Here is a 16,982-nt window from a genome sequence, read left to right on the forward strand (position 1 = left end):
AAGCGTTGCATATAGATGTTACATAACAATAAGATAGATATTGTGCTATTCGAGAATCACTACAGGTTTAATCAAATCTCTTGGCTTATCTTTCATAAGCAATAAGGCTTCTTCCATCTTGTCAAAGGTCTTAAATTCATGAGTAACCAATTTTGACGGATCCAGGCGACCATACTTCACAAGGCTCGCTAAACGCTCCATACGTACTCTACCGCCAGGGCAAAGTCCGCCGCGAATAGTCTTGTGAGCCATGCCGCACCCCCATTCAAGACGGGGAATTAGCAAATCTTCACCTTCGCCATAATAGTTGACATTAGAGATAACCGACCCGGGTTTGGCCATCTTCACACCCTTTTTGATCATATCAATGCCAGGTGCAGCGATAATAACTCTGTCTACACCCTCACCGCCGGTAAGTTCCATAACCTGATCTACAATTTCTCCATCTTTGTAATTAATAATGTCAGTAGCACCGTAAGCTTTGGCAACTTCAACGCACTTGGGGCGGCTTCCAACAGCAAAGAGACGCCCAGCGCCAGCCAAAGCAGAACCAGCCACAGCCATGAGTCCCACAGGTCCAATACCAATAACGGCCACACTCATACCGAAACCAACTTCAGCCAACTCTACGCCGTGAAACCCTGTAGTAACCATATCGGTGAGCATGACTGCTGATTTCGTCGACACTCCATCTGGTATAAGAGCCAAATTCATATCAGCATCGTTAACGTGAAAATACTCCGCGAAAACTCCATCTTTAAAGTTTGAAAACTTCCATCCAGCTAAAAGACCATTGGAATGCTGAGGAAAACCGCGCTGCACAGCAAGTGACGCCCAGTCGGGGGTAATAGCGGGAACAATAACTCTGTCTCCAGGTTTAAAATCTTTAACTTCTGACCCTACTTCTTCAACTACTCCGACAGCTTCATGACCAAGGATCATATCTTTTCTGTCGCCGATGGCTCCCTCAAATACTGTATGGATATCTGAAGTACAAGGTGAAACAGCCAGTGGAGAAACTATTGCATCGCAAGGTCCTGCCACAGGTTTTGCCTTCTCGATCCAACCTGTTTTCCCGATTCCTAACATTGCAAATCCCTTCATGATACACTCCTCCTCTACAGATAAGGTCTGTCGTAAAAGAAACACTAATCCGCTTTTTGCTTTGTGATTTTTTTAGCTTTATTGCCTTATAGTTATTATATAATAAAAATGTATAAAATTTGATAAAAAAACATATTCTACTATACGCAATATTCCGAATCAATATGGCCAGACTATCTGCTTTTTGGGAAAACGGCTGTTTTTCTCTCTTTTCCTGAAAAATATAATCTTAGTTTTTTGTTTTGTTTTTTCCTGCTATTTACAGTCGAAACTGTGTTATACTTTTGTGAATAAATTATCAAAATCACAGAAAGGGAGAGATTTTTGTGAAGCGCCTTCTCGAAGGAAAACACGCCATTGTCACCGGAGCTAGCAAAGGAATTGGAAAAGGGATCGCAAAAACTTTCTTAGATCATGGAGCAACTGTCGTTATAACAGGTCGAACAGAAAAAGACCTCAAGGCCGCTGTGGAAGAACTCTCTGCCCACGGACCTATCTCTTATATTGTCGCTGACGTCAGTAAGGCTGACGAAATCAAGACCATGATCAGCACTTTCATTGAAAGACACGGACGATTAGACGTGCTTTGCAGCAACGCCGGCATTTTCCCCATGTCTCTCATCGAAAATATGTCAGAAGAAGAGTGGGACTATATCAATACGGTTAACGTAAAAGGTATGTTCTTAGCCGTAAAAGAATGTATTCCTCTCATGAAAAAACAGGGAGGCGGCAATATTGTCATTACCTCCTCCATTACTGGTCCCATTACAGGTTTCACCGGCTGGAGCCACTATGGAGCCACGAAGGCGGCACAGCTGGGTTTCATGAGATCTGCTGCCATTGAATTAGCTCGCTACGGTATCAGAATTAACGCCGTTCAGCCAGGCAATATTGCAACTGAAGGGCTTCTCAGCATGGGGGAAGACTACGCCAACACAATGAAGAAGTCTATTCCTCTCGGCACGTTGGGAGAACCTGAAGATATAGGAAACGCTATGGCATTCTTAGCTTCAGATCTTGCTAAATTTATTACAGGTCAGACAATCGTAGTGGATGGTGGTCAGATTCTTCCTGAATCATCTGACGCCATGGAAGTACCAATTGAAGGATAACACGACAAAGACACATCCCTAAAAAATTACTATCCGTAAGGCAAGAAGCCCCCTGAATTTGATTTCAGGGGGCTTCAAATATATGGTTATCACGTAAAAACTTTTTATGCAGCGTACATTAATTACCGCACTACTACCATTTAAAGCGAGAGAGAAGTAGTGCTGTTCCTGCAAGAGTCACCCACAACGAATGCCTCTCGCTCTTCCAGACTATAGACCATTCGTAATGACCGTTAATGCGCTTTCCAGGCCATGAGAGAGGAATAAAACGTCCCGTCGTTTTCTTATAATCTGTGTATGCCGCACCAAATTTTTCTTCCAGAAAAGATTCCTCATAGGGAACGATCCATATGCCGTAAATGAGGAAAAAGGAGAAAAGAAAGAGGGCGACAACCCAGGGGCCTGCCAATATAGACCATCCCAAACCGATAAGTCCATTTCCAACGTAGAGAGGATTCCGTACAAAGGAATAGGGTCCCCATGTAACCAGCTGCTCTGCTCCAACCTTTTCGCCTCTGTATTTCACTATGCAGCCCGAGGCCCAGAAACGTATGAACTGGCCCAAAGCCACAATGAGCAAAGAGGGAACAACCCGACTCAATTCAGGTCTGGCCAAAAAGAGGATAAGGAGGTAAAGAGCTGTCCACAGCCCTCCACGCAATTTAAATACCTTGGCTTGAAATGTGTCATGCGTCATGGTCTAATTTCTCTCTTTCATTCATAAAAATTTCTTCGCTGGTTCCCCATCCCAAGAGTCGGATGGCTACAGCTGCACCCATTCCTATAGCTAAGTATTCCGTAAAGAAACGCCATAGAATGGCCATTACTCCTGCAACATGCCAGGGAACGAGAAGTCCGAAAAGGGCGGCTCCTCCCCCTTCTGCAACGCCACTTGCGCCAGGAGTGGGAACAAAATAGAGCACAAACATGAATACAGCTTGTGCCATAAAAGCCTGAAGGTAGTGAACAGGAAGGCCAACTGCCCAGATAAGGCAGGGAAGAACCGAGAAAAGACAGAGCAAATGAAGGCCAGAAAGAATTATGGCGCCTACAAAGTGAGGAAATCCAGACGTGAAGAAGAGTCTGAAATTCTCGCTATAATTGTCTATTTCCCTATTGACCCTGCGTATTACAGAGAGCACCTTTATATGCTTTACAATCCCGAAACGTTTCAGCATAAGGGTCAATATCTGGCCCCATCTTTTCATCAGCTGAGGTTTCGTGAGACTCAAAACGACAAGAACCCATGAAATACCCACAAAAATTGCAACATATGTAAATACGCTTTTTACAAAGAGGCTTGTTCCCAAAAGCTCTGGTTCAAAAAGAATAGCCATAGGAACCACAACGCCCAGCAGCAAAAGGGTGAGAAGGGTGCGCGTTAAGGTAATTGCCACACCTTTCCCTATAGGCATATCGTGTTTATATAAGACAAAGACCTGAAAGGGTCCACCGCCACTTTGCATAGGAGTTACAGCGCATCCAAAGTAATGGAGCCACGTTAAAACCAATCCAAGGCGGAAAGTTACGCGCTCTGAAGCTGCTCTGGCTATGGCACAAAAACGCATGGCGTCACAGCACCACGCCCCAAAAACAAGCAGTAAAGCAACTACTAATGCAGATTTCCTTGCGGTAAAAAGCATTTCAACAGTACTCTCGTCCACACTTGAAATAAGAACCAGAGCACTTACTCCGAATGTCAAAGTTAAGAATACAACGAGTCCTTTTCGTAATGACAAGGGTAATGCACCCCTTACTTTCTCCTATGGGTTTCTTCTATAAGACATGCTGCCTCGTACAACCCATCGACGACATGTAGCGACAACATGCTTTTCTTCTCTTCCAACTCTGCCCCATATCCGCTTCGAACAAGAATGAATGGACAATTCACATTCTCGGCCAGAAGCAGATCTGGTTCATTGTCTCCTACGACCCAGCTTCTCCGTATATCTATTGAAAGATCTTTAACCGCTCCCAATACCATTCCAGGAGCAGGTTTCCGACACGTACATTCTTGTTTGTATTGCTCTATCACAGCCTCAGGATGATGAGGACAGTAATAGAAAGCATCAATACCGATTCCTTCCCTTTCCAATTCTTTCTGTATAAAGCGATGGCTCTTTTGAACAAAGGCTTCATCAAAATACCCACGAGCAACGCCGCTTTGGTTGGAAACCACCACGAGAAGATATCCCAGGCTTTTTAACTTTTTGAGAGCTTGCGCGGCAAAAGGCACAAGTCTGATCTTGCAGATATCGTCTAAATAAGGAACGTGTTCTATTAATGTTCCATCTCTATCGAGAAAAACCGCAGGAACCATTTACTGAATATAACCACTCGCAACTGAACTAAGTTCTTCAATATAAGGGTACAATCCTTCGAGAAGAGGTACGATGTCATCTCGGATACTGGCAGCCATCTCCTCGGTCTGATTGTTCTCCATATATTCCGATGTCTTCTCAAGAGCTTTTGTCAAAGCGTTGCGATGAGATTCAATCTTTCCGTCTCCCACGTCGCCATCCTGCACTGAGAGGAGAAATTGAGAGTGCAACATGACCTGCAACAGCCAGCTAATACCTTCCACTCCATCTTTGAGAGTCGCCATAGCTTCGTCCATCTGGTGATTCTCCAAAAAGGTGGCAACGCGCTTCATACCGTTGATCAGCGTAGGCAAATAGGTTTCCGAGCTTTCCAAAGACTCCATAACAAGTTCTCTAATGGACGTGCTCTGAAAATCAACGGCACCGACACTTTGAAGCTTTTCAAAGGCTTCTTCATCTAACGCAGCTCCATCTACTTCTACTGCCCTCAGCACTCGCCCCTTTTGGGAAAGTATCTGTTTCACCTCTTGAAGCAAAATTTTCTTATCTTCCGTTTCTGCCGAATTCAACTCAACTTTTTTCCCATCAATAGATATGATCAAATTTGATTTCCTCCTTCTTTCTCTGATTTTTTCAATTCCTCTCTCCACCACTCTACCATATCATTTACAGTGTCACTCAAAACGTGGCAAGGTTTCCAGCCAGTATCCTTCTCGATCTTTGATAAGTCATTCCAGTAGATCAATTCATCAACAGCACGCACAAGAGCCGGATCCCGCACTACGTTTACATCTTTTTCGCAACCTTCAAGAACAATGTCGAGAAGCTGCTGCATCGAAACGACATCTGATCCAGAAATATTATAAGCTTCTCCGCCACGTCCCTTCTCCTGAAGAGCCCAAAAGCCCTCTACAGCGTCTCGCACATCAAGGAAGGCCCGCTTCGTGTGCAAATTTCCCACATGAAATTCCGGCGGAATAATACCTAAATCTATCTGAGCGCGACGTCGGGTAAAGTCGGAAACAACTTCCCCCCTGCGGCGACGTCCTACGCAATTGCCTATTCGCAGGCGAATAATATCAAGTGAGTGAGCGTTGCCATACGTCACGGCAAGCAAATCCTGAGCCGCTTTCGACATACCATAGACGTGAGCTGGCCGAAATGGCTGATCTTCTGTTACAGGCGCCTCGGAAGGATCTATAAATCCGTAGGCAGCTGTAGATGATGCCAGCAAGACTCTCGTATCTTTCAATCCCAGATGAAGCATTGATTCAAAGACATTGAGCGTTCCCATAACGTTCGATTCTACTGTGAATTCAGGTTCTTTATACGAAACCATAGGGTAGCTCTGAGCCGCCAAGTGGTAAATAACGTGAGGACGAACTTGTTGAAGAGCTTCTTCAAGATGTGATCTCTGACGAACGTCAATATTAAAAAGACCTTTGGCATATCGTGTCGGAACACTCATATCGTTTGTCGGACGGAAATACGACCCCCACACTTCGCATCCCTTGCGGGCCAGAAACTCTGAGAGGTGACTTCCTATAAATCCGCCAATTCCCGTAATAAAAACTTTCAATGACATTCTACAAACACCTTCTTTATTGATCAAGGGAAACTATAAATTCAGGAATATTTTTTTGGCTTTTTTGATAATCGTCTGGAACGCCAATGTCAACAAAAAAACCTTCCGCTTCATGAGCGTACACGGGGGCATTTCTTTCAAGCAATGCGGGCAATACATCTTTTTCCCAGGAAAGCCGCCCTTCTGGCAAATCCTCAACCACTTTTCGTTTAACAACATAGAGTCCTCCATTGATAAGCCACTGGCCATCGTCCCCAGCCGCTATGGAGGAATCCCCAAATCGCAAGACTCTTTTATCTTCGTCTATCTCAACAGGATCTGTTCTTTCTATTGAAGGCCATTTGCGAAGTGCAATGACCACGTCGGCATCGAGATGCCGGCTCTCTTTAAACATGCTCTCTATATCCACATCGAGAAGGGTGTCGCCGTTAAGAAACAAAAAATCGTCTTCCTGAATGGAAGGCAGGGCATAACGCAGAGCTCCCGCCTTATCGAGAGGCTCAGGTTCCACACTATATTCTATCGATAATCCCCATGGCTCTCCGTTTTGGCAATATTCCCGGATCTGGTCGGCCTTATAGCCAAGAAGCAGAAGACATTTCCCTATGCCTCTTTGACGAAGGAAGAGAAAAAGCCAATGTAAGAAAGGCTTGCCACCTATAAGCGCAAGCGCTTTTGGACGGTCGGAGACAACCGACCGCAGGCGGGTTCCAAGGCCTCCCGCAAGAATAACGGCAAGTTCACTCTTCATGGGAACAGAGAGCCTCCTCTACGAGACCACATATTATATGTCCCCATGTAATATGCAATTCCTGTATTCGCGGAGTGTGAAGGGAAGGAGCCGCAAGAAGAACAGAGACAATGTCAGCTAATTTTCCGCCACCCTGGCCCGTCATGCCGATTGTCTTAAGTCCATTTTCTCTGGCCCATTCCAGCGCCTTCACCACGTTGGCACTTGTTCCACTCGTAGATATTCCTACAACTGTATCTTTTGAATCGGCCAATCCCTGCAACTGTCTGATAAAAATATTCTCATACCCGAAATCGTTGGCAAGGGCCGTTATCGTACTCGAGTTCGTCGTCAAAGCCATTGCAGGCAGCGCCTTTCTGTTCCGTTCAAAACGACCGAGAAGCTCTGCCGCCATATGTTGCGCATCGGCAGCAGACCCGCCGTTCCCACAAAAAAACACCGTTCCACCTTGAGATATGGTTTGAATTATATACTGGGAGGCTAACGCCACTTTTTCAGCTAAAGGCAAGGCTGCCCTCTTGACGTCTATAGATTCTCTGAGTTCGTCTTGTATTTTACCAATCATGAAACCAATCCCTTCACGATCTTCTCAACAAGATATTCTACCACGTAGAGAAACAAAAAACTTTTCCTCCTATAAAGATATACATATATTAAGAAATATAGCGCGCTACCCGATACATATTATGAAACCAATATATTCAAGGAGGAATAGCCATGGCAGATTCTAGTGAGCCTCTCTTTACTATGCCTGGTGTTGCTAGTGGTATGGATTGGGGAAGTATGCTCGATAAAGTGATGGAAAAGGCACGGAAGCCTGAAGAAGTCTGGCTTGAGCAGAAAGATACCCTTGAGTTGAAAATAGATCTCTATAAAGAACTTTCCGCTTCTATTAAACAAGCTCGAACGGCTTTGACTCCTCTAAAACTCGAGTCTACTTATCTTAATAAACAGGCAGAAATGGTCGTTCTCAGCGGGGGATCGTCAAGCGATGCCATTGTAAAAGCTACAGTGAAATCAACAGCAGCCATTTGTCGTCATGAAATAGAGGTTATTCAGAAGGCCACGAAAGAAACTCGCTTCGGTGCTCGTATCGAAGACAAGATGGAAGACCTTGGTCTTACGGAAAACCGCATTTTCTACATTTCAGCAGGTGGAAAACGGGCAAAGATAGAGATTACCCCAAGCGACACGCTTCAGAAAGTTGTAGATAAAATCAACGGAGCCACAGATATAACCCTTAATGCAGACGGTGAAGCAAAGGGAGAGCCACTGCCCATCGTCGCAAAAATTCTTGACAACAGGCTTGTTCTCGAAAGCACCGAAACAGGACTTGGAGAAAAAACTTTCGAATCAACTATTACACGGGGCGCCGACGGCGAGCCAGATCTATTAGACTTTTCCATAGACAAGCAGGCTCCTGCCAATGGAGCGTTGACTGTCACCCAGGCTGGCATAACCTATATTGAAGGTGTTAACTTCGAAGTTTCTCAGGGCGGCAATGAGATTACATGGCTCGCTGGCGGAAACAAACCGGCAGAGGGCATAAAATATAACGTTTCCTATAAAGTAAACGCCAATGTTTACACCTTTGATACTGAAGGAGAGGCAGACGGAAGCATTATCAACATTCTCGGACTGGATAGCGCTGATGCCAGAAATTACATCCCCGCTCAAGATGCAGAGCTTGTCATCGATGGAATGAGCATAACCCGATCGAGCAACACCATAGAGGGCCTCATTGACGGTGTAACCCTTGATGTGGCGGGACCAGGCACAGTCATGATGGATGTAACCCTTGACGCCGAGAAAGCTGTTACATCTACAGAGGAGTTTGTAACGGCCTACAATGACATTATGGACTGGATCAATATCCGTCTTTCCGAGGAACTCGTCAAAGACCCAGCTTCTGACTTCGAACGAAAATGGGGCAAGCTTCATGGAGATTCGACACTTTGGCAAATCAAAAGCCAGCTGCGTCAACTATTGGGAAGTTCCGCTCCTATCCCGTTCAACCAGAGAACCGGCACAGAAGCTATTCTCGGAACAATGGCCGACGAAGGTCTTACAAACGATACGGCCTTCTCTATTACCATAGATAACAAGAGCACTTCCATAGTCGTGAAACCTGGCGACACCGTACAAAATATAGCCGATCGTATCAATAGCTCCAGTGAGCTTCGCTACGATTCGAATGGAGAGCTTCTCTCCCCGCCTCTTGCCACAGCAAGAGTTACAGAAGGCCGCCTTGTTATTACTGCTGCAAGTAATAAACAGGCGACAGTTTCCGACTCAAGCGGAGTATTGGGACTTTTAGGTCTCAACGATCCCTACACACAGCTTTCTCAGCTCGGCATTACTACTGAAAAGGCCGACTTCGGAAAGAGCGGAAAACTGGAATTCGATACAGATAAGTTCATGACTGGCATGAAAAAGGATCCTAAGGCTGTGGAACAGTTCATGACGAATGTTATGAAAAAACTCGACGAAGCCATGGACGGACTTACCAGTTCTTCCACTATCGCCACTGGCGGAACATCTCAACCTAAGGGACGTATTTCCAGTCAGATACATTCATGGGAAACAGAAGTAAAATCGATAGATAAGCGAATCAGCAAATTCGAAGATCAGCTTTCTGAAAAACGGAAACGAATTTATAAGCAATATACGGCAGCAGAGCAGCAATTAGCCAAACTACAACAGCAGATAAGCTGGCTTTCCAGCGTATCAACGCAACTCGCGTCACAAAGCCAGTAATTCAACAGGAGTTATGCGTCGCATAAAACGGACAATATAACAAACACAGAAAAGAGGGCTTGTTGTTCAGCCCTCTTTTCTGTGTTTGTACCTTTCGTTTACGCATTCCAATCATTCAGTTTACTGATTCAGTCAGAATCTTACTTCGATGATAAAGAACCGCTAATAACCTGTCGCAAAGAATCTGGTTGCAGTTGTGCAAAACCAATGCGCCACGCCAAAATCGCTGCCTGAGTTCTATCACGCAAATCAAGCTTCTTTAAAACGTGACTTACATGATTCTTAACTGTTTTCTCAGAGAGAACCATCTTAGCTGCCACTTCGGAATTGCTCAGCCCCTGTGCAAGCCAGTATAATATTTCCTTTTCCCGGGGCGTCAATTCATAAAGCTGATCATTTTCCTCTTTGCGTCTTGAAAATGAAGTCAATAGTTTTCCCGCAACTCGCGGGTCCACATACGGTTGATTACGATTGGCAGAACGAATTGCCGACAACAATTCTACTCTGCCCGAAGCTTTAAGCACAAATCCTAAAACACCCGCTGAAGAAAGAGCTGAAAGACTATCCTCATCATCGTAAGCACTCACGGCAACATATTTAATGGCATGAGTATAACTGTTCAATTCCCGTACAAGCTGAATTCCGTCTATTTTAGGCATATTGATATCAAAAAGAAGAACATCCGGCTCTTTCTCTCGCACGACTTTTAAAGCTTCTTCACCATCTCCAGCTTCACCAATTACATCAATATCAGACTCAAGTTCCAGAAGTTTCTTTACGCCATCTCGAAAAAGCCTATGATCGTCAGCTATAACAAGGCGTATGGAATCCATGGCTCCACCCCCATAAAATACTCTGTGAGTCTTTACATATCCATGACAAATGTCTCTATGATATATAGACCTATGATATAGTTTAGGTACTTTTACAAAAAAGGAACCGTACTTACATCTTCGGGTTGATTAGGTCTATAGACCTAATTATATACCATAATGATCAAAGGAGCACTTAAAGAAAGAACATGACGGATAATTCAAAAGAAATAGTCAACCTTCAGCTTCAACCAATGCTCCGTAAACGCTTTGGAAAAGCTCTCGGCAATTTTTCTATGATTAAAGATGGAGACAAGATCCTCATCGGACTCTCAGGGGGCAAAGACAGCCTTGTTCTTTTAACAGCCCTGGCCGCTTTCCGCAAAAGATCTCCCCGCCACTTCGAGCTTGGAGCCTGTACCATCGATATTTCAGGGGGAGAGATGGATACGCAACCTCTTTCCGATCTTTGCGATAAACTTCATGTCGAACATTTCGTGACGATTTACCCTATTTCGGAGATAATAAAGAGACGAAATGAGAAATCGCCCTGCAGTTTTTGTTCCAATCTCAGACGAGGCATTCTGAGTTCCGTAGCTGTGGAACACGGATATAATGTACTTGCCTTGGGACACAATCTCGACGATGTATCGGAAACAGTTCTTATGAACCTCTTTCAGACAGGTCGCTTTAAAAGTTTCAGACCCAAGTTTTGGCAAAGTCGCACAGGGTTGTGGGTTATCAGGCCACTCATATATATTGGGGAAAAGGAACTTAAAAAAGAAGCGTTGCGTTTGAAATTACCTATCACACCTGAAATTTGTCCCTTTTCGCTCCATACGCAACGAAGTAAGACACGTTTGCTTATAGAGCAGTTAGAGCAAGAGAATCCGAGCATAAAAATGAATATTATTCACGCTCTTTCGTCAGTGCGGTCATCGGATGTATGGGGCATAGAGCAAGAAGATTGCGAGAAGGAGAGACGATAAAGCCGTGAACGATAAGACAGCAAACGAAAAGACAATTAGTGAGTATTTTGCGTGGGATCCACAAAACGACCCCGACTTTTCTTCTCTTATTGTAGGGGAAGGAAGTATCGGAGGAAAAGGTCGTTCCCTCCTCTTTGGCTTTCGCAAGATTCGAGACAGCGTTGATCCCGATCTACAAGAACATGTAACTATTCCTGTCTCACTCTTTATAGCTGTAAGCTCTTTTCGTGATGTTATTCGCCAGATTCCCAACCTTGAAGAACTTCAAAATGGGGATCCTGCCCAATTGGAAGAAGCCTTTTTGCGCACCACGCTGCCTGAAGAGGTACGAGGTCATCTAGCTGCTTTTCTGAGCAAAATGACAGACCCCATTATTGTCAGAAGCAGCAGTATACTCGAGGATTCCCTCAAATATTCCTTTGCGGGAAAATACCTCTCTCTCTTTGAAATAAATGGGGATGCCCCGTTGGAAGAACGTCTTGCCCGTGTCGAAGAGGATATTAAGAAAATTTACGCACGAACCTTTTTCCCCATCGCCACAGCGTACAGAAACAAGCATAAACTCGGAAATGATGAAATGGGAATAATTATAATGCGCGTTGCCGGAAAGTGGCGCGGAAACTACTACTATCCCACCATGGCCGGCGTCGGATTCTCTCGGTACTACAGACGGTGGACAACCCGTATTAAGTCGGAAGATGGCATTATTCGCCTCGTCTTCGGTATGGGAACAACAAGCACTAAGCGAGGGTACGCCAGAACCTTTTCACTGACAATGCCCTGTCTCCGCCCGGAGGGACAAAATCCATTTAACGTTATGCGGCACTCACAGGAGCATTTTCAGGTCGTAGATAAAGAGAAAGGAGAGCTTGTCACCGTTGATATAAAGCAGATATGGAAAGACATAGCTCCCTATCACGAGTGTTTCCCCGACTATGCGCAGATATACCGTTCCGACGACGAGGGAGGCTACTTCTCCCCTATGGCATCACGAATAGGATCCATCATAGAAAAAGGAGACAAGATCTGTTTCACTTTTGAAGAGTTTGCATGTCGCTCAAAGCACTTTTTTGAAAGGATGAAGAAGATTCTTCAACTTCTCGACCATGCCATGGGCGTTCCGGCAGATGTGGAATTTGCCTACCACCCAAGAGAAGATATTGTAGAGATAGTCCAGGCCAGGCCACTGTGGCTAAGCGATACCTTTGAGAAGAGGATTCCCGATCTTTCAGACAAGAAGGTTATTCTGCAAGCTGACCGGATGGTAACAAATGGCGCTCGGGAAAACATACCTCATATTGTGCTTATAGACCATCACCTCTACTCCAGGGAACGTCGTTTCTCAGATATTGCCAGAGGCATTGGAGAGGTTAATCAGAGCATGGGGGATAAGAACTTCATTCTCGTAGCTCCAGGACGTGTGGGATCGAGCAACCCCCTTCTAGGTGTGCCTGTACAGTACGATGAAATAACGAAGTGTTGCTGCATTGTGGAAGTCGGTATTCCCAAAGAAGGCTATATGCCCGAACTCTCTTTCGGAACCCACTTCTTTACTGACCTTGAAATTGATGGCATTCTCTACATGCCAGTCTATAAAGGAGACAGAAATAATATTTACGATGAGGAATTTTTTGAGACAGCTCCATATGCATTGGGGCCTCACCCTGCCATCCGCATCTATACGGGATCTTTCTCCGTCTATACAGATGGAGACCACAACAGGGGAATTGTCATCGTCAATTCTGTAACGAAGCCAGTATAAAAAGAAGCCTTTCCCGTCGAGGAAAGGCTTCTTAATTTTAGTTTCAATATGTTCCCGTTCTCTGCCGGCAAAAAGCTATTTCAAAAGGCCCGAAACAATCATGTCTATAGCTTCGTCGGAAGTAAGTCCCTTCGCCATGAGCCCGGCAATTTTATCATCAGCAATACGGCCAATAGCCGCTTCGTGAGTCACTTCCGCTTCCGGATGAGATGCCCTCACCACAGGCGAGGCATCGGCTATGGCATGTCCCTGAACAACTTCAGTACAATCGACGTGCCCCTTCGCACCAGGAGCAGCTCCGTCGATCATGCCCATGAAACTACCTACGCTATGATCTTTCAATACGGTTCTCGTCTTTATGAGAGCGGAGCTATTCTTCCCTGAAAGCTTCACGACATCCTGAATTTTTACAGAATCATCGGCCTTGCCGTAGACCTTCGATGTCAGCTCGACGCGGCTTCCTTCACCGACAGCATCTATATCTATATCTATGTCGAGAGAGCCGACCTTGCCTTCGACAAGAGTAAAATCATTAACGTAACGGCCTCCCTTATTAACCTTTACCTTCGTTACAGGACGAACTTCCATCTGACTTTCAGGACCATGATAGTGAAGTTCTTTGTAAGAGACATTCGCACCCTCGCCCACTTCTACCGTTCCTTCCATGGCGTGGAGAAATTTCTCCGCATGAGGAAAGACACAATGAGCGAGAAAATCAACTTTCGCTCCCCGTCCCACAGTAATGTGGCTCTCGATAACTTGACGGCCGTTCTTGCGAACATCTCCGAAACAAAGATGGACAGGCTCTACGAGCTGCACACCTTCCTCAATATCGATGAGAGCCTTTACGCCATCGTCTGTCTCGTAGGCTTCAATATGAACTCCCTCAATTTCATGATAATCTACAACTTTATTGGCGTTGATAAGAGCGTAGGCACCTTTTTTATGGTCAAAATGGTCGTATCCTGGCGTGCTGGCAGCAATTTTCAATATTTCCTGAAACTCTTCACTGATCTTAGCCACGGCGCATCACCTCTCCCACTTCACAACCATCACAGGGACGGCATTGAGACATAAAGTATCTCTTTACCGCTCCGGCACTCCCCTCAAGAACAATGCGGCCATCGCACATAAGATACGAACGATCACATCCAGCCGCCACATCTTCGCGGTGAGTAATAACCATGACGCCGCTCCCCTGATCGGCAAGCAGACGCAACAGCCCCAGAACCTCACGAAGGGCCAGGAGGTCAACTCCGGAATCAGGCTCGTCAAGAATGGCAAGGCGAGGCTTCATGAGATAGATAGAGGCCAACTCTATTCTTTTACGCTCACCACCAGAGAGGCTTTTGTCGATTGCCCGGTCAAGGAATGTCGTATTCATCTGAATAAAGTCCATGGATTCTTCTAAATCTCGTTCAGAGCACCCTTTTGTTCCTGTCCGCAGATAGTCTCTGATACTAATACCCTCATACCGTGCCGGAAGCTGCCACGCAAGTGTTAATCCGGCCTTCGCACGATCGGTAATCGACCATCTTGTAATATCTTTTCCAAGAAAGGTGATAGAACCTTTTACGGGAATATAATCGGGCAATCCCATAAGGGCATAGGCAAGACTCGACTTTCCCGCTCCGTTCCGTCCGAGAACGCCGGTTACTTCCCCGCTTTCAACTTTTAAGCTCATATCTTTCAATATAGTCGTGTTTTCTCTACGAACTGTTATAGAGTCAACACTGAGAAGAGTCGTCCCCACGCTTTCCCCAACTCCTTCTTTTTCAAATTCACGTGTATTGTATCACTTTTCGCAAAATGGCACGGTAATGATTCGGGAAGAAAGAACTTTTGAAAAGGAGTTCACTTCCTGTTTCTCTTCGTCGAATCCCTCTCTTCCCATTAGTCCATAGGTATATCGCTTTCCCTGCTCCACTCCCGGCTGATTGAAGGGATTGATCTCCATAATCAAACCGGTAAGGGCCGTCACATATTCCAAAAGGAAAAGAACTGCTCCAAGATAGAATGGGTCAAGAGTAGGAATCTGCAACCAGAGAACTGGACGACCTGCCTTGACCAGAGCCGACGCCGTAGAAAGCTCTTCTGCTGAGCGAAGCTTATGCATGGATTGACCAAAAAGGTATGAGAGGGGAAGAAGACTTTTTTCATCCCCCTGAGGAATCTCAAAATCATCTTTCACATCTTGAACGTTCAGAAACATAAATAATTTATCATCAGGACCCTCTGTATAAAGTTGCAGTTGAGAATGCTGGTCTATGGTTCCCAAAGCTTTTATGGGAGTGGAACCGCGCCCTTCCTTGCCGAGACTCTCACCCCACAGCTGGGCAAACCATTCGCTCAACATGGAGAGACGGTCGATATAGGGCATGAAGACGAGCATATTTCGCCCACGTTTCGCGTGAAGCCATGCCAGAGCAGATATAATCCACGCAGGATTTTCTTCAATATTTTGGGTAGCAGCCAAAAAGTCAGACATCTCGCGCGCCCCCGCAAGAAGACTCTTGATATCAATACCAAGAGACGCAGCAGAAAGAAGGCCCACAGAAGACAAGACAGAATAACGACCGCCTACTCCCTTGGGAATGGGGAGAACAAAGCATCCTGTCTCCTGGGCAAAGGCCCGTAAAACACCCTTTTCGGGATCTGTAATGACTACTGTTCGTTTTGCAGCCTCTTCCGCCCCTAGTCTTTCTTTTAACTTGTTCCAGAAGAAAAGAAAGTTGGCCATGGTCTCTGCCGTAGTTCCTGATTTGCTTACAACAATCAGAGCTGTATTCTGAGGGTCTACGTTATCCCATATAGACTTGTTCTCTTCAGGATCTACGTTATCTGCCATATAAAAACGAGGTCTGGATAGATTATGAGCAGAATCGTTCCAATAGGGGGGCAAAAGCGCATTATGAAGCATGAGGTTTCCTAAAGCGGATCCTCCAATGCCAATTTGAATAACGTCACTCATAGAAGCTAAATGAGAGGCAATTTCCAAAATCCGAGAAGGGGATTCATAAGGAAGAAGGAGCCACCCTGCACCTTCCATGCCATTTTCCTGGTGGCTCCTCAACAAAGAATCCGCCTTCTGTAAATGAGGCAGTAAATTTCTTACATTTTTAAATGTCACAGCTTCCGGGGCCGAAGGCTCTCCCAGCGCTGCACCATAATGGAATTCAAGACAACCTTTCATACAATGACCTCCCTACATGGAAGCTAAGGTTAGGCCACTATTATATTACGTTCCCCTTATTCCTGGTTACTTCCCTATTTTTTCAAGTTCAGCATCTATGGCAGGTCGGTCAAATCCTACTATATATACATCATCGAACTGAACAACAGGAACGCCCATCTGTTTCGTCTTTTTAACCATATCCATAGCTGCTTCTCTATCTTGGGAAACATCAACGACTTCAAATTCCACGCCTTTTGAAGTAAGATATTCTTTGGCTTTGGTGCACCAGGGGCAAGTGGGTGTTGAATAAACTTTTATCATTATTTATCCCTCCGTTTGAATAGGACTATTTATACCCTCTATGGGTATATTACATAGTTCCCCTTCATTCGTCAACCCTGAGAATAAATCATATTTTTCGTGGTTAAAAATAGTAAAAAAGATGAGGTACTGAATGTAAATATATGGCATAATTTGTAAGGGGCCATAGTTTGCTTCCTGATAACGTGATAAAGTGAATGGCGGGAATCCCAGTCCGTACGATTGGCTCCCGCCAATTCAAAGATAAATGGGCTCACCCTGTCCAATAGTAGTGGCGGAATGGAAGTTGCGGC

The 16,982-nt window shown here is 45.2% G+C and carries 17 protein-coding genes; 4 read left to right on the top strand and 13 right to left on the bottom strand.

The annotated features are described in order from the left end of the window. Positions 1–45: 45 nt before the first annotated feature. Entirely contained in the window at positions 46–1,104 is a 1,059-nt protein-coding gene (locus VB083_RS02420) for an NAD(P)-dependent alcohol dehydrogenase (protein WP_213691877.1), read from the bottom strand. A gap of 326 nt (positions 1,105–1,430) precedes the next feature. On the opposite strand from VB083_RS02420, the gene fabG reads away from it, so the two are divergent. Continuing rightward, positions 1,431–2,216, top strand: a complete 786-nt coding sequence (fabG, locus tag VB083_RS02425; protein ID WP_213691876.1) for a 3-oxoacyl-ACP reductase FabG — start codon at positions 1,431–1,433, stop codon at positions 2,214–2,216. Between the two features lie 133 nt (positions 2,217–2,349). Here fabG and VB083_RS02430 read toward each other — a convergent pair whose 3' ends face one another. Genes VB083_RS02430 through VB083_RS02460 form a run of 7 tightly spaced genes read right to left on the bottom strand, consistent with a single transcriptional unit; the run spans position 2,350 to position 7,438 of the window. Further along, positions 2,350–2,913 (bottom strand): methyltransferase family protein, encoded by a 564-nt coding sequence (locus tag VB083_RS02430; RefSeq protein ID WP_213691875.1) that lies wholly within the window; start codon positions 2,911–2,913, stop codon positions 2,350–2,352. After that, positions 2,903–3,955 carry a lysylphosphatidylglycerol synthase transmembrane domain-containing protein gene (locus VB083_RS02435; protein ID WP_213691874.1) on the bottom strand — a complete coding sequence of 351 codons (1,053 nt, stop codon included), beginning with the start codon at positions 3,953–3,955 and terminating at the stop codon, positions 2,903–2,905. The genes VB083_RS02430 and VB083_RS02435 overlap by 11 nt, the downstream gene beginning before the upstream one ends. A gap of 14 nt (positions 3,956–3,969) precedes the next feature. Then, positions 3,970–4,536: a D-glycero-alpha-D-manno-heptose-1,7-bisphosphate 7-phosphatase gene (locus VB083_RS02440; RefSeq protein ID WP_213691873.1), complete on the bottom strand. Its 567-nt coding sequence runs from the start codon at positions 4,534–4,536 to the stop codon at positions 3,970–3,972. Continuing rightward, the gene (locus VB083_RS02445; RefSeq protein WP_213691872.1) at positions 4,537–5,139 is read right to left on the bottom strand and encodes a hypothetical protein; all 603 of its coding nucleotides are present in this window, start codon (positions 5,137–5,139) and stop codon (positions 4,537–4,539) included. It abuts the gene before it with no gap. Beyond that, complete coding sequence (locus VB083_RS02450; RefSeq protein WP_213701248.1) at positions 5,136–6,122, bottom strand: GDP-mannose 4,6-dehydratase; 987 nt, start codon at positions 6,120–6,122, stop codon at positions 5,136–5,138. Before VB083_RS02450 ends, VB083_RS02445 begins: the two co-directional genes overlap by 4 nt. A gap of 16 nt (positions 6,123–6,138) precedes the next feature. Further along, entirely contained in the window at positions 6,139–6,873 is a 735-nt protein-coding gene (locus VB083_RS02455) for a nucleotidyltransferase family protein (RefSeq protein WP_213699725.1), read from the bottom strand. After that, positions 6,863–7,438, bottom strand: a complete 576-nt coding sequence (locus tag VB083_RS02460) for a D-sedoheptulose-7-phosphate isomerase (protein WP_213691869.1) — start codon at positions 7,436–7,438, stop codon at positions 6,863–6,865. Before VB083_RS02460 ends, VB083_RS02455 begins: the two co-directional genes overlap by 11 nt. 152 nt (positions 7,439–7,590) lie before the next feature. Here VB083_RS02460 and fliD point away from each other — a divergent pair, with 152 nt between their 5' ends. Then, positions 7,591–9,630: a flagellar filament capping protein FliD gene (gene fliD / locus VB083_RS02465; RefSeq protein ID WP_323401679.1), complete on the top strand. Its 2,040-nt coding sequence runs from the start codon at positions 7,591–7,593 to the stop codon at positions 9,628–9,630. 140 nt (positions 9,631–9,770) lie between these two features. Here fliD and VB083_RS02470 read toward each other — a convergent pair whose 3' ends face one another. Then, on the bottom strand, positions 9,771–10,463 hold the full coding sequence (locus VB083_RS02470; protein WP_213691867.1) for a response regulator: 693 nt from the start codon (positions 10,461–10,463) through the stop codon (positions 9,771–9,773). 188 nt (positions 10,464–10,651) lie between these two features. Between VB083_RS02470 and VB083_RS02475 the strand changes: the two genes are divergently transcribed. Beyond that, positions 10,652–11,431: an ATP-binding protein gene (locus tag VB083_RS02475; protein WP_323401680.1), complete on the top strand. Its 780-nt coding sequence runs from the start codon at positions 10,652–10,654 to the stop codon at positions 11,429–11,431. Between the two features lie 4 nt (positions 11,432–11,435). After that, positions 11,436–13,193: a PEP/pyruvate-binding domain-containing protein gene (locus tag VB083_RS02480; protein ID WP_213699728.1), complete on the top strand. Its 1,758-nt coding sequence runs from the start codon at positions 11,436–11,438 to the stop codon at positions 13,191–13,193. A gap of 75 nt (positions 13,194–13,268) precedes the next feature. Here the strand turns inward: VB083_RS02480 and VB083_RS02485 are convergent, their stop codons facing one another. From VB083_RS02485 to VB083_RS02500, 4 genes are all read right to left on the bottom strand, one after another. After that, positions 13,269–14,216, bottom strand: coding sequence for a SufB/SufD family protein (locus tag VB083_RS02485; protein ID WP_213691864.1), 948 nt, complete (start codon positions 14,214–14,216; stop codon positions 13,269–13,271). Next, the gene (locus VB083_RS02490) at positions 14,209–14,946 is read right to left on the bottom strand and encodes an ABC transporter ATP-binding protein (RefSeq protein WP_213699729.1); all 738 of its coding nucleotides are present in this window, start codon (positions 14,944–14,946) and stop codon (positions 14,209–14,211) included. The genes VB083_RS02485 and VB083_RS02490 overlap by 8 nt, the downstream gene beginning before the upstream one ends. A 42-nt stretch (positions 14,947–14,988) precedes the next feature. Beyond that, a complete protein-coding gene (locus VB083_RS02495; RefSeq protein WP_213691862.1) occupies positions 14,989–16,386 on the bottom strand; it encodes a glucose-6-phosphate isomerase in 1,398 nt (465 codons plus the stop codon). A 66-nt stretch (positions 16,387–16,452) separates the two neighbouring features. Next, entirely contained in the window at positions 16,453–16,689 is a 237-nt protein-coding gene (locus VB083_RS02500) for a glutaredoxin family protein (RefSeq protein ID WP_307879864.1), read from the bottom strand. Positions 16,690–16,982: the final 293 nt, after the last annotated feature.

This window comes from Aminobacterium sp., assembly GCF_034926885.1.
Classification (GTDB): Bacteria; Synergistota; Synergistia; order Synergistales; family Aminobacteriaceae; genus Aminobacterium.